Below are 20,334 nucleotides of genomic sequence, written 5' to 3'. Positions count from 1 at the left end.
TCCGGCCGATCAGCGATGGGAGCCGACGGGAGAGTTCACGAACCACACGATCTCCTCGCGCATCGACCTGCTGCGCCAACCGTCGTCGGTGCGCGTGAGTTCGTGGTGGTAGTAGCCGCCGCACGAACTCTGTTCGCCGAGTCCGGGAATCTGCATGGGATTGAAGAACTGGGCGCGCACCGAGGCCGTGTCGCCGCGGATCTCCGCGTCGATGTTCATCACGTAGTGCATTGTCATCTCCAGCGACGACAATCCACGCTCGAGCCAGTCCACGACGTCGTCGACGCCTCCGGTGATGCCGAAAGGCGATGACGTGTAGTCGATCTCGGCGTCGTCGGTGAACACCGATCGGTACAGCGTCCAATCCCTGGCGTCGACAGCGGTCGAATAGCGCGTGAGCAGTTGCCTTATCTCGAGTGTGTCTCCGATGGTCTGTGTGTCCATCTCACCCCTCCCTGGTCGTGGTCTCGATCCTCACCGCATCCGGGTAGAACGCGACGTGCCCGGCGATGTCGGCGACGGCGGGATACGGCTCGTCGTAGTACCAGACCTTGTCGGCGAGCTCCGATCCGTCCGACGCAGCGATCCCGTGATAGCTCGCCTCACCCTTGTAGGGGCAGTACGTGTGGTGCCCGCTGTGCGTGAGGAACTCTGCGCCGAGATCGTCACGCGGGACGTAGTAGACGGGCGGATACGACGCCTCGCGCAGCACGAGCGCCGCATCGGTCTCGGCGATCACCTGGTTTCCGACGCTGACCCGCACGTGCTCGGACGCCGGTTCGACGGTGATGGGATGCTCGGCATTCGGAAGCAGTACCTGACGTTCACTCACTGGTCCTCCTCGGGTGGTGCCCTGGGCACACGCTCACTCGGTCTCCGGCCCGCCTCGCAACGGCGGACCGTCGAATGTCTCCATCGTGACGAACTCGTCGACCGGTTGTCGACGAAGTTTGGTGAGTTGTTTGACCGGTTTGCCAATGGGCAGCACCGCGGCAACCGCGTACGTCGGCGGCAGGCCGAGGAGTTCGCGTACGTCGGGTTCTCGTGCCGTGGCCATCGTCGTGACGGTTCCTCCGTATCCGCGGGCGCGTGCCTGGAGGAGGATGTTCCACACCAACGGGTAGATCGAGGCACCGCTGATCACGCCGATCCGGTCGAGATCTTGGTCGGTTGCAGCGACCACCGCGAGATCGACCGAGACCACCAGGACAATCGGGGCGTGGACGAGGGGCGAGACGAAGGCGTCGACACCGTCGACGGCGGCGAGATCGGCCTCGCTCACCGAGGGCGGATTCACCGGATTCCACGGACTTTCCCCTGCGGCCTTCTGCGCGAGGTAGCGTCGCGCTGCTGGCTTGCTGAGTTCGGCCAGTCGGCGCTTGGTTTCGTCGTCGCGCACCACGACGACGTGCGCACCCTGGCGGTTTCCGCCGCTGGGAGCGAACCGCGCGTCATCGAGGATGTCGAAGAGCACGTCGTCGGGGAGCGGGTCGTCGGTGTAGCGCCGCGCAGCGAACGTCGTGCGCATCGCGTCACTGAGGTCCATGCCCTCACTATGCCAACGTTCGCCCGGCGAGACATCCGTCCCGGCCGATCCGGTGCACTCGCCGACGTCCGGCGCTCCCCGGTGATTGAATGGCCCTCACGCGCGGTGACCCGACCGGCGGGTGCCAGGTGTGACAGGGGTGATGATGAGTCGACGGCCTGACCTTGTCCGACTCGAACCGATCGACTCCTGGGGTGGGCTGCACTCGGTTCGCCTGCTCGTCTACACAACTCCCGGGCCGGACGGATACTCGGTGAAGGCAACGGGTTTGGTGTGTCTACCGGATGCAGACGTACCCGCCGACGGCTGGCGGGTGGTCGCGTGGACCCATGGGACCTCCGGGTTGTCGGAGCACTGCGGGCTCACCGGCTCTCCCGACCTGGAGGCGGGCACGGGCGAGGCGATCGGTCGGCTCAACGCCGCCGGCTACGCCGTCGTCGCACCGGACTACCTGGGCCTCGGTCCGGGCACGCAGGGCCCTCATCCCTATCTGCACACCGACACCGAGTCGACCGCGACCATCGACGCCGTCCGCGCCGCACGCGTCGGTGTCCGCGAATTGTCGCAGCACTGGGCGGTGGCCGGACAATCGCAGGGCGGGCACGCTGCGCTGGCGACCGGACACCGCGCCTCGACATACGCACCAGAACTGATCTTTCACGGCACCGCGGCGCTGGCGCCCGCGTCGAACATCGAACACGTCTTCGCGATGGCGCGGCCTGGCATGCCGTCGATTCCCGGTTTCCCGGTGGGTAGCCTGCTCGCCGTGTTGGCCGGGATGACGGCGACTCCACAGCGCGTCGACGTGCGCTCGTATCTGACCCCGACCGGTCGACGACTCTCCGATGCGATCACGGCGGTGTGCAGCGCCGCCTGGCCTGAACTCGCCGCCGGGGTGGCGGCGGGTTCCGTGGTGTCGAAACCACTGGGTGACAACGAGTTCCGACGTGCCCTCACGGAGTACATGGCGGTACCGACCGGGGGCTACGGCGCACCGATGCTGATCGTGCACGGCTGGAGAGACTCTCGCGTGCCGCTGCCACTCACGCTGCGTTTACTCCGCGGGTTCCGGCGCGCAGGAACGCGCTACGAGTTCCACCCCGTCAACGCCGGCCACGACGACGTCCGCGACGGCGCAGGTCTGATGTACCTGTTGGCTTTTCTGCACAGAGTCATGCCGGCGCAGGGCTGACGCACGCGCACAGTCGGCGGGATAGAGCGCCCACTCGGCACCACCAAGCGCCCACTCGACGAGATACGGCGCACAGTCGGCGGGAATTCCCGTCGGCTGTGCGCCGTATTCAGCCCACTGGGCGCCGTATACAGCCCACTGGGCGCCTCGTTCGGCAGAGGGGGGCGTCAGACCTTCTGCTGCATCGACGTCCGGGCAGGGTTGCCCTGGTCTTCGGCCTTCGGATCGGACTCGTCGGCCTTCTCCGTGACACCCTTCTTGATCTTCGCGCCGAGATCGGAGTCGACGCGGCTCCAGTACTCGAAGGCGCGCGCCAGCACCGGCTCGGTCACACCGTTGAGCAGGTGACCGACGACGTTGTCCACCAACCGATCCCGTGCGGCGTCGTCGAGTACTTCGCGGACCATGGTGCCCGCCTGACCCCAGTCGTCGTCCTCGGGATGGTCGACGTAGGCGCTGCGGATGATGTCACCGTCGGCGGCCCACTGGGGCTCATCCTGGCCGGAGAACGTTGCGGCCGGACCACCCTTGGAGTTCGGTGCGTACACCGGGTCGGTCACCGGATTGATCCGCATCGCACCGTCTTTGGAGTAGCTGTGCACGTCGTTACGCGGTGCGTTGACCGGAATCTGCTTGTAGTTCGCACCGAGTCGGGCGCGATGGGCGTCCGCGTAGGCGAACACGCGACCGAGCAACATGCGGTCGGGACTGAATCCGATTCCGGGCACGACATTGTTCGGCTCGAATGCCGCCTGCTCGATCTGAGCATGATTGTCGGTCGGGTTGGTGTGCAGCGTCATCTTGCCGACGTCGTGCAGCGGATAGTCGCTGTGCGGCCAGACCTTGGTCAGGTCGAAGGGATTGAAGCGATACGAGACGGCGTCGTCGTAGGGCATCAACTGCACCTTGAGCGTCCAGCTCGGTCGGCCTCCACCGGCGATGTTCTCGAAGAGGTCGCGAGTGTGGAAATCGGTGTCGGCAGAAGCCATCTGATCGGCCTCGTCCTGCGTGAAGAACTCGACGCCCTGATCGGAGATGAAGTGGTACTTCACCCAGTGCTTCACGCCCTCGGCGTTGACCCACAGATAGGTGTGTGAGCTGTAGCCGTTCATGTGGCGCCAGGTCTTCGGGATTCCGCGATCGCCCATGAGCCAGGTGACCTGATGGGCAGACTCCGGAGAGAGCGTCCAGAAGTCCCACTGCATGTCGTGATCGCGGAGGTTGTTGTCGGCGCGACGCTTCTGCGACCGGATGAAGTGCTGGAACTTCAGCGGATCCTTCACGAAGAAGACCGGCGTGTTGTTGCCGACCATGTCGTAAATGCCTTCTGACGTATAGAACTTCAGCGCGAAGCCACGCGGATCGCGCCACGTGTCGGGGCTTCCTCGCTCACCGGCGACCGTCGAGAATCTCGCTACCATCTCCGTCTTCACGCCGGGCTGGAAGAGCGCCGCCGACGTGTACGCGGACACGTCTTCGGTGGTCTCGAAGGTGCCGAACGCACCACTTCCCTTGGCGTGGGGCTGCCGCTCGGGAATTCGTTCGCGGTTGAACTGCGCCATCTGCTCGATCAGGTAGTGATCGTGCAGGACGATGGGACCACCCGCACCGACGGTGAGCGAATGCTCGTCGCTTCCGGCAGGTGCACCGGAGTCCCGCGTCGTATAGAAATCGTTCTTGTCGGACATATCGCCTCCAACGGCTGTGATCGGCGAGTGGCTGTCAAATGGCGCCGGGCTGTTTCAACGCCGTGCTTTCGACACTAGACGTCCGATCGTCGCGGCGCAGAAACTTGACCTCACCAGCCGGTTGCCCCCGGACGACTCGCGTCGACGTCGCTCAGCCCGTGTGCTCCGGCAGATCGAACACCACGCCGGTCGTCTTCTCGGCGACCTCCCACAGCGCGCGTGCGAGACCGAGGTCGTCGGTCTCCTCCGGCGGCGCGACGAGAACCGGTGCGCCCGACAATCCCAGAAACCCACCCGGGCCGATGTATTGACCGCCGAGCAACCCCGGGTCGGTCGCCGCACGGACCGACGACAGTGCACCCTCCGCCGGGTCCATGATGAAGGTGCCTCGCAACAGTCGCAGGCTCGGCGCGGTGAACAGCCAACTGAGCACACCCTGATCGCGCATCACCGAACTGTGGGTCGCGCCCGGATGCGCGAGCACCGAGGACGGGGCACCTGCGCCGAGCAATGCGAGCCGGCGCTGCAAAGCAACCGCGAAAACGGCCTGCGCCAGTTTGGACCGCGAGTACGCCGCGGCAGGGCTGTAGCCCCTGTCCATGGCGAGATCGTGGGGGTCGAGTCTGCCGACCTTGGACAGTTTCGAACACACCGACACGATGCGAGCGCTGTCGCCGGCACGCAACAGATCGAGAAGCTGACCTGTGAGTGCGAAGTGCCCGAGGAAGTTGGTGGCGAAATCCATCTCGATGCCGCCGGACGTGAGTTCCCGAGTCCCCCTCATCACGCCGGCGTTGTTGACCAGGATGTCGATCACCCGATAGCGCTCGAGGAACTCGTCGCTCGCGCGTCGGACCGAAGCAGGGTCGCTCAGGTCCACCTGCACGATGTCGACCGAACCCGCTGGGCGCACATCGGCGAGAATCCTGTCGCGCGCGGTATGCGCCGCGTCGAGGTTGCGGCACGCGAGCACGACATCGGCCCCGAGGTACGCGAAGTGGGTCGCGGTCGCCAGCCCGACCCCGGAGTTGGCTCCGGTGACCACTGCCCTGCGTCCGGACAGATCGGGCGCATCGGACAATGTCCACCCTGGCTGCGCCATCCCCGGCTCCTCCCTTCGTCGGATATTCGTACGATCTCACACGATCAGATCAGGAATGGGCGTCTATGTGCAGGCACAATGGATACGCGAATTTCTCGCACCCGCTGCACTGCAGCTCGACCCCGACGCCGAGGACATTGCCATAGTGGCCAGCTTCCGGGCTCGGACCCTGCCGGTCCGAGTCCTCGCTCTCGCCGTGCTCACCGCCGTGTGCGCGGTGACGGGTGCATGCGCAACGCCCGCCGCGCCGCACAGCACTCCGAGTACCTCGGCGAGTGCGGCCACGGGGGCCGTGCCCGCGACGGCGCGGGTGTCGGCCGCGGTACCCAAGGGTGCGGCTGCCAAGGACATGGACAACCAGTCGCCCGCGTCGGGCATCACGCTGCACCGGTACTTCTATGCCGTGCCGACCGGGCGGGCCGATCCACGACAGAACTGGATGGACCTCTACCTTCCGCCGCGGCTCGGAAAGGTACCGCTGGTCGTGCTCATCCACGGCGGTGCCTGGCAGGCGAAGATCGGCGCCGGGACGTTCGCCACCTTTGCGCGACGACTGGCCGAGCGCGGCCTCGGCGTGGTCAACGTCGAGTACCGGCGCGTCGGCAACGGCGGCGGATGGCCGACGACGTTTGTCGACGTCGCTGCCGCGATGGACGCGATCCCCGACCTCGCGAAGGCCTATCCTCAGCTCGAACTGCGCAACGCCGTCGTCGTCGGACATTCCGCCGGCGCGCAGCTCGCGGTCTGGGCCAGCACCCGACACGAACTCCGCAGCGACGAGGTCGGCGCCTCCCCCGTCTTCCGCCCGACGACGGTCGTCTCGCTGGCGGGACCGCTCGACATGCGGCGCGCAGTCGAGATGGGCGACACCCGGATCGTGCGTGTACTCGGCGGCACCCCGGACGAGGTTCCCGATCGCTACGCGTCGGTCGATCCGATACAGAACCTCGATCCGCAGACGCCGGTGATCGCTATCGCCGGCACCTCGGATCGGGTGGTGCCGCATGTCTTGTCGCAGGATTACGTCGCGGCGGACGCGAAAGCGGGCGGCCGGGCGCAGGCGATCATCATGCCCGGACAGACACACTCGTCGCTCGTCGATCCCAAGTCGAAGGCGTTCGCGCAGATACTCGAGCTGATCACACGCATCACCAACGACATCCACGCGAACGGCTCATGACGAGCGGATCCCGCTCACGTCCCGGCCGCTCGCGGACCGGTGTCGGCCACCGCATCGATACCGACGTCATCGAGTAAAATGTTCTTCTGCCCGAGCCCGTGGCATGCAGTGTTCTTCGACGTATGTAGGGGTCAAAGTGCTTGACGAATCCCGTCAGAATGCAGGGGCCGACGACGCCCAGCACGTGGGTAGTTTCCGCTTCTTCTTCGAGAGCGAGACATGGGAGTGGTCGGACGAGGTCGCACGGTTGCACGGCTACCGGCCCGGTGAGGTCACCCCGACCACCGCACTGCTCGCCACGCACAAGCACCCCGACGATCGCGACGCGTTCGAGACGATGGTGCACGACATGCTCATCCACCGCACACCGTTCTCGAGCAGGCATCGGATCGTCGACAAGGCGGGACGAACGCGACATGTCACTGTCGTGGCCCAGCCCATGCTCGACAGCGACGGGCTTGCCATCGGCACCGAGGGGTTCTACCTCGACATGACCGAGATGCACACCGAAGCCCTACGCGAGGTAGACCGCCACATCGACCAGTTCCGGAAGACGCAGTCCGTGATCGAGCAGGCCAAGGGGATGATCATGCTCGTCTACAGCGTGAGCGACGACCGCGCGTTCGAGGTTCTCCGGTGGAGGTCGCAGACGTCGAACACCAAACTTCACGTGATCTGCTCGAACATCGTCACCGCGAGTAGCGGAGTGACGATGTCCGGTCCGACCCGACAACAATTCGATCAGCTCCTACTCAGTTCACACCTACCGCTCGACGAGGTGGCCGATACCAACTGAGCTCGGATCGACCATGTTTCGAAGCCGTTCGGTGTGGGCATGCTGCGGGGAAGGACCCGACACCGAAACGGAGAACTGATGCGAGCAGCGACCTGGCAGGGCCGACGAGACGTGCGTGTCGAAAACGTGCCCGACCCCGTCATCGAAGAACCGACCGATGCGATCATCAGGGTGACGTCGACCAACATCTGCGGTTCGGACCTGCACCTCTATGAAGTGCTCGGGGCATTCATGAATCCCGGCGACATCCTCGGCCACGAGCCGATGGGGATCGTCGAAGAAGTGGGCACCGCCGCGGGTGACCTCGCCGTCGGAGACCGCGTGGTCATCCCGTTCCAGATTTCGTGCGGAACCTGCCACATGTGCTCGGACGAGCTGTACACACAGTGCGAGACCACGCAGGTACGCGCACAGTACATGGGAGCAGCACTCTTCGGGTATTCGGAGCTCTACGGCTCGGTGCCCGGCGGGCAAGCCGAGTACCTCCGGGTACCCCAGGCCCAGTTCACACACATCAAGGTGCCCGACGACGCCCCAGATTCGCGCTACGTCTACCTCTCGGACGTACTTCCGACGGCCTGGCAGGCAGTGGAGTACGCGGACATCCCGTCCGGCGGGTCGGTGACCGTCCTCGGCCTCGGCCCGATCGGTGACATGGCGGCGCGCATCGCTGCCCACCGCGGAGCGCGCGTCATCGGCGTCGACCTCGTGCCCGAGCGGCTCGCCAGGCTCGAGCAGCGTGGCATCGAGACCATCGATCTGCGGGCGGTCGACGATATCGGCGACGAGATCCGCGACCGTACCGACGGCAGAGGGACCGACGCGGTCATCGACGCGGTCGGTATGGAGGCGCACGGCTCACCCGCGGCCCGATTCCTTCAGCGAGCTGTGGGGTTGCTCCCCGACGCCGCCGCCAAGCCCGTCATGGAGCACGCGGGAGTCGACCGGCTCGCTGCCCTGTACTCGGGAATCGACATCGTTCGCCGCGGCGGAACGCTGTCACTGATCGGCGTGTACGGCGGTAGCGCCGACCCGCTACCCATGCTGACGATGTTCGACAAGCAGATCCAGCTGCGGATGGGCCAGGCGAACGTGAAGAAGTGGGTGGGCGACATCATGCCCCTCCTCGGCGACGACGACCCCCTCGGTGTCGATTCCTTTGCGACACATGAGCTTCCTCTCGACGACGCCGCACATGCCTACGACATCTTCCAACGCAAGGCTCAGGGCGCGGTCAAGATCGTGCTGAAGCCGTGAGGTGACAGCCGACCTCGCGGCTCCCCGCCGTTCTCTGCACCATCGCAGCGTCCGTCAGTTGTCGGTCTCGGAGAGTGATGCGCGCAGCGCCTCGAGAGCCTTCGCCAGCAGCCGGGAGACATGCATCTGGGAGATTCCGATCTCCGCGGCGATCTCGCTCTGCGACATCGACCTGAAGAATCGCAACGACAGGATGCGGCGCTCCCGCTCCGACAGGCGCTCCAGCGCCGGCCGAAGGGTCACGGACTCGTCGACGCGCGTCAGTTCGGGATCGTCGTGGCCGAGTCGATCGGCGAGCGACGACGTCTGTCCGGATTCCGCGTCGATGGACACCGAGGTGTAGGTCGACCGCGCCAACAACCCATCGACGACGTCGGATACGGGCAAGTCGAGGAACTCGGCCAGTTCACTCGGACGAGGTGAGCGACCGAGCCGCTGCACCAGATCGTCGGCGGCTCTCGTGATGTCGAGTGAGGCATCCTTGGCCCGCCGCGGCACTCTCATCGACCACATCACGTCACGGAAGTGCCGTTTCACCTCTCCCATCATCGTGGGCACCGCGAAAGCCAGAAAACTTGTCCCCAGCGCGGGATCGAAACGGTCGACGGCGTTGAGGAGTCCCAGCCTCGCAACCTGCAGTAGGTCGTCGAAGTTCTCTCCACGATCGGCGAATCGGCGAGCGATGTTCTCGGCGAGAGGCAGACACCGCGAGACGACCTCGTCGCGGATGACCGCGCGCCGGACCGGGTCACGGTGCGCCCGCATCTCACCGAGCATGTCGACGACATCGGAGTAGTCGTCCGGGTGATCACCCGACTCGACGGTCGGAGCAGGAGTCAACGAAATCTCTTCTCGATTGTCCGTCTCGATCGCCGGATTCTGGTGTGCCCGTTTTTCGCACTTTCCTTGAAGAGCTGCACTCTGCACCGTACCGTCGAAGGAAGCGGTTCAGCCAACAGCTGCAGAGCGGGTATGCACCCGCACCCCATGCAACCGAATGGACGGACACGCGCGTATGAGCTCGCACGACATCCAGCTCTCCCCACCGCCGACCCGATCGCGCGTGGTCACAGTGACGCCGACGCCCGAGATCATTCCGAGATGTCCTGCAACTGTTGCCCTGCAACAGTTTTCCGGTTCCATCGATGCCCGGAACATTGCCGATGCCGCCGCCGCACTCGATGCCGTTCTCGCGCAGGTCCCGGGGTCGGCGATCATCGACATGACCACCGTGGACTTCGTGAACGTCTCTGGTGTTGCACTACTCGCCCGCTTCTGCGAGGACGCGAAACGCGCGGGAATCGTCGTCACGTGCGCCGTGAACAGGTGCGTATCCCGCGCCGTCGCGCTATGCGCTTCTGCGATCCCCACCGATCAGTTGTCGTGCGCGGCACTCCTCGAAGCGCTCGACGTCGACGCCGCTGTCAGGTAGGGCGCACATCAGACCACGGTCATTCGACAGTGCCGCGCTTGGCGATTCGCACCCGCATACTCCGCCCGGCCCGTCCGTCGGGTCTGGCATGCCGACCACCGACCAGCAGCTGTCGAGCAGCGCCGTCGGAGGAGGCGGAGGCATTGTCGTCGGAGGCGACGGAGGCATTGTCGTCGGAGGCGACGGAGGCATTGTCGTCGGATACACTCACCGACCGCGCGTCGGTGAGTGTCTCGAGTACCCGCCACCCGAATCCAGTTGTGTCGACGTCGAATCGCGGGTCGACCGTGGCTTCGAAGTCGCACACGAAATCCGCTTCGTCGACGCACAGGGCGACGTCGAGGCGCGGTGCCCGATCGGACGCGCCTGCCATGAGCTGCGAGCAGACCTCGTCGACGGCGAGCTTCACGTCGACGACGTCGTCGAACACCCAGTCCGCGGCGAACAGCGCGTGCTCGACCACGGAGCGGATGATCGGCAGACTGTCCGGTATCGCAGGTACCGACACCGTGATCCTGCCGTCGAGCGCGCCGACGCTGTCGTCGATCGTCGCTCGTTCGTCGGCGATTCCGTGATCCCCCACGGTCGTCCTCTCGTCTCGTTGTCCTGCCGCCCGGTGCCGTCCCGGCGCGCCCTGTCTCGGTTCGCCTCCTGCCGACCGGCGCGGTGGCGCCACCGTCACAGAGCGGCGTACCCACCCTCACCGCACATCAAACACCGGTCACGATGTTTGGTTTCCCGCCGCTCGGGTATTCCGATCATTGTCACTCGATCCTGCAGAAAAGGTAGAGACGTATGAAGCCCGGTACCCCGGCGATTTCCACACCCATCACGGCGATTCCGACCCCGACGGTCGATGCCTCCCTCACAGATCGGCTGACGGACAACCGCGATCTCACCGATGTGTATCGGCCACAAGAAGACACATGGCTGCTGATCGAGCAGTTGTGTCTCGGCGGTTTCGCGTCCGGTGCGCGCGTGGCGGATCTGTGTACCGGTAGCGGGGTGATCGCTTATGAGTGCGCGGCACTCGGCGCACAGTCGGTCCTCGCGATCGACAGTTGTCCGACCGCCGTCGAGGCTGCGCGCGAACGCTGTGACAAGGCCCCGTGTGCGGTGACGGTGGAACACGGCGATGTCTCGACGCTGGTCGGACGCGGCCGTTTCGACCTCGTCACGTGCAATCCCCCGTATGTGCCCGCTCTACCGCTCGCCAGCGCCGACGTCCTGGACCCAGAGATGGCGCCCCGACATTCGTGGGAGGCGGGAACCGACGGCCGCAGGGTGTTGAACACGCTGTGCGCGATCACCCCTCACCTACTGGCTCCCGGCGGAACGTTGTTGGTGGTCCAGTCGGAGTTCGCGAACATCGACACCACGGTGGAGTCGCTGCGTTTCAGCGGGTTGAACGTCGAGATCGTCGCGACCAAGTCCATTCCGTTCGGACCCGTGCTGCGACGGCAGAGCGCGTGGCTCGAGGCGCGCGCCCTGCTCGAACCGGGACGTCGAACGGAGAAGCTCGCTGTCATCGCCGCACACCGCGCGGAGTCGACCGACGGTGCGCGGCGATGAGTGAGCGGTCGATGAATGCGCGACGTGACGCCGTGCCCGTGCGGGTGAGTCGCGGCGGCCCCGTGATGATCCCCGGGCCCGTCGACATCGAGCTCCCGGACGGCACCCACGTGCAGTCAGACCGGTTCCTCGTCGCGGTGTGCGCCTGTGGCCGGAGCCGGACCTACCCCCTGTGCGACACCAGTCATCGGCGACGTCGAGCGTCGCCCTCGACATAGCCGAAGCCGAGCGCCGCGGTTCAGCGTAGGTTGCCGCCATCGGCCCAGAGCTGCTTCAGCCCGGCGTCGAAGGCATCTTCGACCAGCAGGAACCCACGGATACCGAGAACCACATCCCGTTCGAGTTCTGGCTCCGCTGCGACGAGATCGCCGACGACGTCCGTGCGCAGGACCTGCTCGTGCACGGCGTCGGCCTCCACATGTTCTGAGTAGAAGTATTGGCACTCTGCGGGTGCGTCGAGGCTCCTCAGCCCCGCGAGTAGTCGCGCCGAACCCGGTGACGACGTGATCTCGGTTGCCGCCAGGTGCCCGACGGCGGCGGCTCTCAGCGCACGGTGCAGCCCGAACATCGACATGAGATTGACCGGTGCGATGGCCCAGCCCGGCGCTCGATCCAGGTAGTGCAGATGATCGGTGCACAGTCCGGCGGCGCCCATCAGGTCAGCGAACAATTCTTGGTGCACAGCCTCGCCGCGACCCCCACCGAACTCGTCGAACTCCACGGCGACGAAGGCTGCCTTCGCCGTACCGCGCAGCCGCGGTATGGCCCACGCGTGGGGGTCGGCCTCTTTCAGGTGGTAGATCGAGCGCATCGCGAAGAGATCCAGGAACTTGTCCCACTCGGGCTCATCGCGGAGTAGGTAGGAGACGCCGTCGCCCTCGGGCGGAGTGACGCTGAGCGCGTCCATCTCGTCATTCGCGGTCAGACCACCGAGTTCGCCGACGTCTCGCCGGACGGCACCGAGGAACAACTGCTCGAGCCGGCGGCGGAACGCCAACACCGACACGTCCCATTCCCGGTCGTCGTCGACGCCGTCGAAACCCGAGTAGTGCAGCTCGTACGCGACGTAGAGCGCCAACTGCAGGTCGTCACCGTACGGATCGGGATCCGTGATCTCCTGCACGGACGCCGGCATCTCGGTGCCCTCGGCGAGTGCGCTGATGAGTTGTTCCGACAGCGGGCCACGCGGGCGCGGCAGTCGCGCCCGCGTGGAGGTCCTACTCCGGGCATCGAACCCACGGACTGGGGCATCGAAACCTCGGACATGCTGCGCGGTATCGGTCACGTCGTCCTCCTGGCACTGGACAGCGGCGTTCTGCCCTCCTTACCAGGCATACCCCGCGGCCGGGAAGATCAAACATCGTCAGCGCTCAGGCGGGTACCGCCCTGGAGCCGAAGCTTCCGACGGGCTCGAACCTCCCCAGCACGTCATCGGCCGATTCACCGGACACCGCGGTGATGAAACCGAGGACGTCGTCACGGTCGCCGAGGGTCAGGAGCGGGTTGGGATCGGAGAGCAGCCCGAAGAGCGCCGACGCGACGTCGGTGTTGACGGCCGCGGCCGGGAACGCCAACTCGAGATGGGTCGCGTAGTCGGGATCGCCGAGATAGAGCCGGGTCACCTCCACCGACGCGTGTCCTCTCCTCTCCCAATGCTTCTCGAACTCATCGGTCAACCATTGCGCCGTGAACTCGGCCGACGGATCGTCGTCGATCCGCGCCTTGGCGGCCCGCACCAACTCGGCGACCTGGATCAGTGAGTTCTGTGCGCCCTGGCCTGCGACGGGGTCGACGGCGATCGCGGTGTCGCCGACCGCCGCGACGACGTGCCCGCTGCGTGTCGTCCCGACGGGCTTGCGGACGGTCGGGGTGACACCGCCCGTCAACCACGAGTACGGATCGGCGTCGATGACCTGCAGTTCGTGAATCGCAGGCGCGTCGGCGGGGAACCATTCGTCGAAGATGTCGATGATCGCCTGCCGCGCCGACACGGAGTCGGTGACGGTGTCGATCAGGGGTGCCCACGCGCCGTCGGGCTTGGCGAAGACGATGAACGACCATGTCGCACCTGCGTCCTTGTGCAGGAAGGGACCGACGAAGATCTCGCCGTTGTCGCTGTCGAGGTTGAACAGCGACTGGCGTCCGCCGTCGGCCGCGCGATAGGCGAAGGTGTCAGGTCCGTGGTCGAGTCCGGTCAGCGTGACCTGTAGGAGTCGACGCTGCGGCTCGCGGTAGCGGGTGCGCTCGTCATCGATCGGGAAGAACGACGCCAGCCCGCCCTTGCCCGTGGCCACCAGGGTGAGGTCGCTCGCCGCCGCGATCTCGTCGAGGCGGTCGGGGCCGACGGCTTCGACCTCGAAGCGTCCGCCGCGTTCGAGGAACCGACCCAGCCTGTCGTCGGCGCGCAGTCGCAGGTCGACCGCCTGTGCGACATAACCGTAGTCGGGGTTGAACTCGAGGACGTCGACACGCTCGGCGCCCTCGCCCGACGACAGTCGGACGCTGATGCCGGTGGTGTTACCCACCTCGTAGAGGTCGTCGATGATCTGCGCGTCCCAGTCTCGCGAACTGCCGAACAAGACCCCGACGCCCGTCGGTGGGACCTTGTCGCGCAACGATTCCCGGTCGCGGTCGCTGTAGAGCGTGACGTCGAACCCGGCGTCGAGGAAGCCGAGTGCCGCACTCGTCCCGGTTACGCCGGCGCCGACGACCACGACGGACGGCCGGTCGTGGGGTCCGCGGTTCTCTTCTGCCATGTGTGCTCCTTGTCGTGAGGGCGGTAAGTCGGGTGAGCACAGCGTGCGCGATGCGGTGTGGTGAAAGAAGATTTAGAAGCACGAAGGCGCAAACCTCCCGCGCCGGAGGGGTCCACGGGGTGGGCGGTTTGTCGCAGTACCATCGCTGCCTGTGAGTTCCACGCTGTCCGACACCGGGATCGCTCCCGGCACCCCGAACGAGGACGCCGCGACCGGCAACACCTCGGGGTATCGGCTCGACCTCGACGGTCTGCGTGGCATTGCGATCGCGCTCGTCGCGATCTTCCATGTGTGGTTCGGCCGGGTGTCCGGCGGCGTCGACGTGTTCCTCACGCTGTCGGGCTACTTCTTCATCGCGTCGTTGCTCAAGCACGTCATCGCAACGAATTCGTCGTCGGTGCCGTGGCGCCGTGCGGTCGACCCGTGGCCGCGGTTCTGGCGGCTGGCACGCCGTCTGCTGCCCGCACTGCTCGTCGTGCTGGTCGTCGTCACCGCGCTGATCGCGCTGATCATGCCCAGAACCCGTTGGGGCCCTTTGGGTTCGGAGATACAGGCGAGTGCACTGTATTACCAGAACTGGCATCTCGCGTTCGACTCGCAGGACTATGCGGCAGCCGATTCGGCGAACAGTCCGCTGCAGCACCTGTGGTCGATGTCGATGCAGGGACAGTTCTTCGTTCTCACGCTCGTCTGCATGCTCGCGCTCGGGGGCGTCCTGAAGTTGCTCGCCCGGCGCTTCGCGGTGTTCGGTGAGGCCAGGGTCATCCGCGGCATCGTCGGACTCGCGCTGCTCGCGGTCGCCGTCGTGTCGTTCGTCTGGGCCGTGTACCGCCACGACGTCAATCAACCCTTCAACTACTACGACACGGTCGCGCGCCTGTGGGAGCCGCTGGCGGGCGGGCTGCTGGCGGTCGTGATCCCGCAGCGACTGACGCGCCGCGCCCCCGGGCGCCCGCGACTGTCGATGCCCGGCTGGCTTCGCGACGTCGTCGGCGTGGCGGCACTCGCCCTCATCGTGACCTGCGGCTGGTGGATCAGCGGAGTGTCGGAGTACCCGGGCGTCTGGGCGTGGGTACCCGTCGGCGCGACGCTCGCACTGATCTGGACCGGTTCACCCGCCGCCCGGGAGGCGACGTCGAACGACGAGGGTGTCGTCAGCCGCGGGCTCGCGCACCCGAGGCTGGTGTGGCTCGGTTCGGTGGCCTACGCGCTCTACCTGTGGCATTGGCCGCTGCTCATCTTCTACCTCGCGTGGCGCTACCAGGACGACGTGAGCTGGTTCGAGGGCACTGCGATCCTGGCGGTGTCGTTGCTGCTCGCGTGGCTGACGACCCGATACATAGAAGCTCCCCTGCGGTCCGGGCGGGCTGCGGGATTCGGTCGCGCCTACCGCGTCACACTCACGACGGTGATCGTGATCGCGACGATCATCGCGGGCACCACCGCCGTCGTCTGGCAGCGCAACGCCGCCAACGCCACGGTCAACACCGACAACCTCGACCCCAGGCTGTACCCGGGTGCGCGCGCCTACCTCGACGGAGCACCGACGCCCCACGTCGATCCGCAGCCGAGTCCGGAGGTCGTCGACAAGGACTGGCCGATCACCTCCTACGACTCGATGATCAGCGGCTGGAAGGACCCGTCGATCAAGGTCGGCGTCTACGGCGACGCCTCGGCAACACGCACGGTCGCACTGGTCGGCGGATCGCATGCCGAGCAGTGGATCACCGCACTCGACGCCGTCGGCAAGCAGCGCGGATTCCGGGTGACCACCTACCTCAAGGTCGGTTGCGCGCTGACCACCTCGCACGTGTTCACCTGGTTCGGCCAGAAGTACTACCAGTGCAACGACTGGTCGCGACGCGTGATGGACCGCCTCGCCGTCGACAAGCCCGACGTCGTGTTCACCAACAGCACCCGACCGGTGGAGAACGGTCCCGGCGACACGGTCCCGACCGACTACACCGACATCTTCACGCAGTTCCGCGAGCGCGGGCAGCGGGTCGTCGCCGTGCGTGACAACCCCTGGGCACACGGAAAGCTCAAGCCACCCGAGTGCCTGGCGCAGGGTAAGAAGCCGCAGGTGTGCGGGGTCGAGCGCGACGTGGCCATGGCGCAGACCGATCCGGCCCAGGCGATCGCAGCGCAGTATCCCAACATGTCGTTCCTGGACTACACCGATGCCATGTGCAGCCCGACCTACTGCCCCGCGGTCGTCGGAAACGTCCTGGTGTGGCACGACTACCACCACCTGTCGGCGACGTTCGTCCGCAGTTTCATCCCCGCGGTCGACGCCGACCTACACCGGGCCCTGCAGTGGTGGTGAGCCGACCGAGCACGCATGCTTCCTGACAAGCGGTGAGACCCCCTGACAGCGTCGTCTCAGGGCACGTCCAGACTTCGCTGATAAGCTCATCACCGATAACGGACGGATCACGGCACGCGATATCGAGATGCTGCCGCTCCGCCGGTGAGTTCGGGCACAGCCGCTCAGAGCACACAACACCGGCCGTCGACCCGCTCCGCAACAACAGCTATCAGTCCACAACAGCGGTCAGGGGCGATTGTCGAGTATGACGACGTTGGTTTCGCGTGCGAACGAGTCGACGGCCGATGCCGCCGCATCGACGCCGCGTCCCGCCCGTCGCCCCTACCTGCATCATGTCGACCTGATCCGCACGGTGACGTTCTCGCTCGTCATTTTCGTGCACTGCCTCACGCAGACGACCGACGAGTACACCAGCATGCCGGTGAACACCACATCGCTACTGCTGCACTTCACGCGCAACACCTTCTTCGCGCTGACCGGGTTCGTGTTGATGTACCAGAACTTCGACAAGCCCGACTTCAGTGCGCTCTCCTTCTGGCAGCGCCGTATCAAGCTGGTGATCTACCCGTACGTGATCTGGTCCGCGATCTACTGGGTGGTCAACATGTGGCTCGCGGACAAGCTCACCGAGATCCCGACGAGCCTGGGCAACTTCTTCTACCAGCTCAGTTGGGGCCTGTCCGGCTTCCAGATGTATTTCCTGTTCGTCATGCTGCAGGTCTATCTGATCTTCCCGCTCGTGGTGTGGTTGGTCCGTGCCACCTCGGGGCATCACGGCCTGCTGCTCGGCGCGAGCCTCGCAGCACAGTTCGCGATCGTCTCGACCATCACGCACTGGAATCCGCCCGCGTCGGTCGCGGCGCACTGGTGGCACAACTACGCCACGTTCGTCCCCTACCAGTTCTTCATCCTCTACGGCGCGGTCGCCGCGGTGCACCGCAAGCGCATCGGGGAATGGCTGTCGGGCAAGGGCTGGTGGTTGTTCACGGCGTTGCTGGTCACCGCCGCCATCGCGGTCGGCTCGTACATCGGTGGCGTGTGGTTCGCGGGAAAGCCCGTGCATGACAACAATTCCGCCTTCTACCCTGCACTGGTTCCGTTCCTGATCGTCGCGATGACCTGTCTGTACGCGGCAGCTCTGCATTGGGCCGAGAACCGTCGCGAGTACACGCCCCGATTCGCGCGGGCGGTGAAGTACGCGTCCAACCGCTCGTTCCCGGTGTTCCTGGTCCATGTGCTGGTACTGACACTGATCATGTATCCGCAACGCAACGGAACGTCGTGGGTGCGGGATGCTATCGGACAGCCATGGGCGACGTTGTTCGTCTACGTGGCGACGTTGGCCGGTTCGCTGCTGCTGGTCGAGATCCTGCGCCGACTTCCCGGCTCTCTGTACCTGACGGGCAGGCCGCGGATTCCGCTTCCCACCGTCCGCGTACCCGCCGCCTTGATCCCCGCCGGCCGGAGGCGCAGCCGTGCGGCTGACCGCGCAGATTCCGACGATGCTGCTTCCGATCAGATCCCGGTCACGAGCGACACCAACGCCCGCGGTCGCGCGAGCAGCGCCTCGCGCAGGTGATTGCGCACCACTGTCACGAACGAACAGTCGCATGCCGCCTCGACGCCCACCGCGTCGACACCCCGAGCTCTGCACAACGCGATCGCGCGACCGAGATGGAAATCCTGGGTGACGATGACCACCGGCGTCGACGGCGGTTCGGACGTCCCCGACCCGATCACCCCGGGAAGCCGCCGACAACTGCGCTCGGTGTCGTAGCCGGCGGGGTCGTCGACGATCACCGTCGACGGCACACCGCGCGCCTGCAGATAGGTGCGCATGACGGTCGGCTCGTCTCCGGCATCCGCGTCGCCGTTACCCGACACCACAATGCGCGTGACCTTGCCGGTTCGATATGCCTCGAGTGCCGTGTCGAGGCGGCCACGCACATAAGAGCCCGGCTCACCGTCGGACACCAGTGAACCGAGGACGAGAAGCGTCGAGTGTCCAGGAATGCTCCGCGCGTCGACGATCCTGCCGTGCGACGCCGCATACACCCAGGTAGCGGCGATGGTCGCCACGAGCTCGCCGAGCACGAGCAGCACCAGCACGGACCTCCCGACAATCGTCCTCGTCCTCACCGGTCACACCGTAGTGACCGTCGATGCGTCTAACCCGTGTGTGGTCCACGGGGCGCGGTGGATACTGGTGTGATCCCGAGCGGTCCGACGCGTAGTGTGACCGTCATCACCGAACAGCAACAGGGGGCCTCATGCCATATATGCCCGTCACCGAATCGATGTTCCTGTTCGCCGAGACGCGAGAACAACCGATGCATGTCGGCGGACTGCAGTTGTTCGTGCCACCAGAGGGGACCTCGGCGAGTGAACTCGCCGAGGAGATGGTCGACCGATTCACCAGTGCCACCGACGTGCACCCGCGATTCCGCCAACGCCCCGCGTCGCCTGCATCGCTGTTCGGGCTGGTCGCCTGGACCCACGACGACGAGATCGACTTCGACTACCACGTTCGACGCACCGTGCTTCCCCGCCCGGGTCGCGTTCGTGAACTCCTGCGTTATGTGTCGTTGCAGCATTCGGCACTACTCGACCGCAACCGGCCCATGTGGGAGGCGCACATCGTCGAGGGTCTCGCCGACGGCCGGGTGGCGCTCTACACCAAGATCCACCACTCGCTCGTCGACGGCGTGTCCGCACTGCGTCTGCTCGAACGCACCCTGACGGCCGACCCGGACGACCGCACGGGTACGGCACCGTGGGATCCCCACTTGTTCCGATCCTCGCGGACACGCACCGAGAGTTCCGACGCCGCATCCGGCGGTGGCTTCTCCATCCCGGGCGTCTCCACGTTGACGGGCGCGCTCGGCGGCGCCTTCGACGTGACGCGTCAGGTGATGGGCGTGGGCCCGGCAGCCGCGCGCATCGCGTGGACAGCGCTGACCGACCCCGACATCGCCGTTCCCTTCCAACCAGCACCCAAGACGATTCTCGACGTCCCGGTCGGCGCGGCACGACGTTTCGCAGCGCAGCAATGGGAGACCAGCAGACTGCGGGAGGTCTCAGGCGGACTCGGCATCACTCTCAACGACGTCATCGTCGCGATGTGCTCGGGCGCCCTGCGGTCGTACCTCATCGATCGTGACGAACTCCCCGACGCCCCACTCGTCGCGGCCCTTCCGGTGTCACTGCACTCCGACAACTCCAACTACGGCAACCAGATCACGATGATTCTCGCGAATCTCGCGACAAACCAACCGGATCCGGAGCGTCGGCTGGCGACACTGGTGAAGTCGACGCGCGAATCCAAACGCGTCATCCGTGGCCTGTCGCCACTGCAGTCGCTGGCGTACGGCGCCGCGGCCATCGCGCCGCTCGCGCTGGCGACCGTTCCCGGGTTCGTCCGCTACACGCCCCCACAGTTCAACCTGATCATCAGCAACGTGCCCGGACCGAGCGAGCATCTGTA

General features: G+C 65.9%; 20 protein-coding genes. 10 read left to right on the top strand and 10 right to left on the bottom strand.

Annotated elements, in window-relative coordinates:
* Positions 1-9: 9 nt before the first annotated feature.
* Genes GOOTI_RS10645 through GOOTI_RS10635 form a run of 3 tightly spaced genes read right to left on the bottom strand, consistent with a single transcriptional unit; the run spans position 10 to position 1,546 of the window.
* A complete protein-coding gene (locus GOOTI_RS10645; RefSeq protein ID WP_007238591.1) occupies positions 10-444 on the bottom strand; it encodes a nuclear transport factor 2 family protein in 435 nt (144 codons plus the stop codon).
* A 1-nt stretch (position 445) separates the two neighbouring features.
* Positions 446-832: a DUF427 domain-containing protein gene (locus GOOTI_RS10640; protein WP_007238590.1), complete on the bottom strand. Its 387-nt coding sequence runs from the start codon at positions 830-832 to the stop codon at positions 446-448.
* Between the two features lie 33 nt (positions 833-865).
* Positions 866-1,546, bottom strand: a complete 681-nt coding sequence (locus GOOTI_RS10635; RefSeq protein ID WP_007238589.1) for a nitroreductase family protein — start codon at positions 1,544-1,546, stop codon at positions 866-868.
* A 130-nt stretch (positions 1,547-1,676) separates the two neighbouring features.
* On the opposite strand from GOOTI_RS10635, the gene GOOTI_RS10630 reads away from it, so the two are divergent.
* Positions 1,677-2,738, top strand: coding sequence for an alpha/beta fold hydrolase (locus GOOTI_RS10630; protein ID WP_233425474.1), 1,062 nt, complete (start codon positions 1,677-1,679; stop codon positions 2,736-2,738).
* A gap of 167 nt (positions 2,739-2,905) precedes the next feature.
* Here the strand turns inward: GOOTI_RS10630 and GOOTI_RS10625 are convergent, their stop codons facing one another.
* Together GOOTI_RS10625 and GOOTI_RS10620 are read right to left on the bottom strand one after the other, a co-directional pair.
* On the bottom strand, positions 2,906-4,426 hold the full coding sequence (locus GOOTI_RS10625; RefSeq protein WP_007238587.1) for a catalase: 1,521 nt from the start codon (positions 4,424-4,426) through the stop codon (positions 2,906-2,908).
* Between the two features lie 151 nt (positions 4,427-4,577).
* The gene (locus GOOTI_RS10620) at positions 4,578-5,528 is read right to left on the bottom strand and encodes an oxidoreductase (RefSeq protein WP_007238586.1); all 951 of its coding nucleotides are present in this window, start codon (positions 5,526-5,528) and stop codon (positions 4,578-4,580) included.
* A 55-nt stretch (positions 5,529-5,583) separates the two neighbouring features.
* Between GOOTI_RS10620 and GOOTI_RS10615 the strand changes: the two genes are divergently transcribed.
* The 3 genes from GOOTI_RS10615 to GOOTI_RS10605 all read left to right on the top strand — a co-directional run bounded on the left by GOOTI_RS10615 (position 5,584) and on the right by GOOTI_RS10605 (position 8,761).
* Complete coding sequence (locus tag GOOTI_RS10615; RefSeq protein ID WP_007238585.1) at positions 5,584-6,708, top strand: alpha/beta hydrolase family protein; 1,125 nt, start codon at positions 5,584-5,586, stop codon at positions 6,706-6,708.
* Positions 6,709-6,844: 136 nt separating this feature from the next.
* The gene (locus GOOTI_RS10610; protein ID WP_007238584.1) at positions 6,845-7,504 is read left to right on the top strand and encodes a PAS and ANTAR domain-containing protein; all 660 of its coding nucleotides are present in this window, start codon (positions 6,845-6,847) and stop codon (positions 7,502-7,504) included.
* Between the two features lie 78 nt (positions 7,505-7,582).
* Entirely contained in the window at positions 7,583-8,761 is a 1,179-nt protein-coding gene (locus tag GOOTI_RS10605) for a zinc-dependent alcohol dehydrogenase (protein WP_007238583.1), read from the top strand.
* A 54-nt stretch (positions 8,762-8,815) separates the two neighbouring features.
* Here GOOTI_RS10605 and GOOTI_RS10600 read toward each other — a convergent pair whose 3' ends face one another.
* Positions 8,816-9,601, bottom strand: coding sequence for a SigB/SigF/SigG family RNA polymerase sigma factor (locus GOOTI_RS10600; RefSeq protein ID WP_007238582.1), 786 nt, complete (start codon positions 9,599-9,601; stop codon positions 8,816-8,818).
* A 175-nt stretch (positions 9,602-9,776) separates the two neighbouring features.
* Here GOOTI_RS10600 and GOOTI_RS10595 point away from each other — a divergent pair, with 175 nt between their 5' ends.
* Positions 9,777-10,193: an STAS domain-containing protein gene (locus GOOTI_RS10595; protein WP_039993915.1), complete on the top strand. Its 417-nt coding sequence runs from the start codon at positions 9,777-9,779 to the stop codon at positions 10,191-10,193.
* A 19-nt stretch (positions 10,194-10,212) separates the two neighbouring features.
* Here the strand turns inward: GOOTI_RS10595 and GOOTI_RS26140 are convergent, their stop codons facing one another.
* A complete protein-coding gene (locus tag GOOTI_RS26140; RefSeq protein WP_007238580.1) occupies positions 10,213-10,776 on the bottom strand; it encodes a hypothetical protein in 564 nt (187 codons plus the stop codon).
* A gap of 212 nt (positions 10,777-10,988) precedes the next feature.
* On the opposite strand from GOOTI_RS26140, the gene GOOTI_RS10585 reads away from it, so the two are divergent.
* On the top strand, positions 10,989-11,765 hold the full coding sequence (locus GOOTI_RS10585; protein WP_007238579.1) for a methyltransferase: 777 nt from the start codon (positions 10,989-10,991) through the stop codon (positions 11,763-11,765).
* Positions 11,766-11,776: 11 nt separating this feature from the next.
* Positions 11,777-11,983 (top strand): CDGSH iron-sulfur domain-containing protein, encoded by a 207-nt coding sequence (locus tag GOOTI_RS10580; RefSeq protein WP_373279021.1) that lies wholly within the window; start codon positions 11,777-11,779, stop codon positions 11,981-11,983.
* Between the two features lie 20 nt (positions 11,984-12,003).
* On the opposite strand, the gene GOOTI_RS10575 is transcribed toward GOOTI_RS10580, so the two are convergent.
* Together GOOTI_RS10575 and GOOTI_RS10570 are read right to left on the bottom strand one after the other, a co-directional pair.
* On the bottom strand, positions 12,004-13,050 hold the full coding sequence (locus tag GOOTI_RS10575; protein WP_007238578.1) for an iron-containing redox enzyme family protein: 1,047 nt from the start codon (positions 13,048-13,050) through the stop codon (positions 12,004-12,006).
* An 85-nt stretch (positions 13,051-13,135) separates the two neighbouring features.
* On the bottom strand, positions 13,136-14,521 hold the full coding sequence (locus tag GOOTI_RS10570; RefSeq protein WP_007238577.1) for a styrene monooxygenase/indole monooxygenase family protein: 1,386 nt from the start codon (positions 14,519-14,521) through the stop codon (positions 13,136-13,138).
* Between the two features lie 151 nt (positions 14,522-14,672).
* On the opposite strand from GOOTI_RS10570, the gene GOOTI_RS10565 reads away from it, so the two are divergent.
* On the top strand, positions 14,673-16,847 hold the full coding sequence (locus GOOTI_RS10565) for an acyltransferase family protein (protein ID WP_007238576.1): 2,175 nt from the start codon (positions 14,673-14,675) through the stop codon (positions 16,845-16,847).
* Positions 16,848-17,094: 247 nt separating this feature from the next.
* Entirely contained in the window at positions 17,095-18,429 is a 1,335-nt protein-coding gene (locus GOOTI_RS10560; RefSeq protein WP_007238575.1) for an acyltransferase, read from the top strand.
* On the opposite strand, the gene GOOTI_RS10555 is transcribed toward GOOTI_RS10560, so the two are convergent.
* On the bottom strand, positions 18,366-18,959 hold the full coding sequence (locus GOOTI_RS10555) for a SanA/YdcF family protein (protein ID WP_007238574.1): 594 nt from the start codon (positions 18,957-18,959) through the stop codon (positions 18,366-18,368). The two genes, GOOTI_RS10560 and GOOTI_RS10555, sit on opposite strands and share 64 nt — an antisense overlap.
* A 161-nt stretch (positions 18,960-19,120) precedes the next feature.
* Here GOOTI_RS10555 and GOOTI_RS10550 point away from each other — a divergent pair.
* Positions 19,121-20,334 (top strand): wax ester/triacylglycerol synthase family O-acyltransferase (locus GOOTI_RS10550; RefSeq protein ID WP_007238573.1); only part of this gene is annotated, 1,214 nt, incomplete at its 3' end.

Origin of the sequence: Gordonia otitidis NBRC 100426 (assembly GCF_000248075.1) — a bacterium.
In the GTDB taxonomy this organism is placed as follows: Bacteria; Actinomycetota; Actinomycetes; order Mycobacteriales; family Mycobacteriaceae; genus Gordonia; species Gordonia otitidis.
Note: the sequence above shows the minus strand (reverse complement) of the source record. Positions and strands in the feature narration are given on the sequence as shown.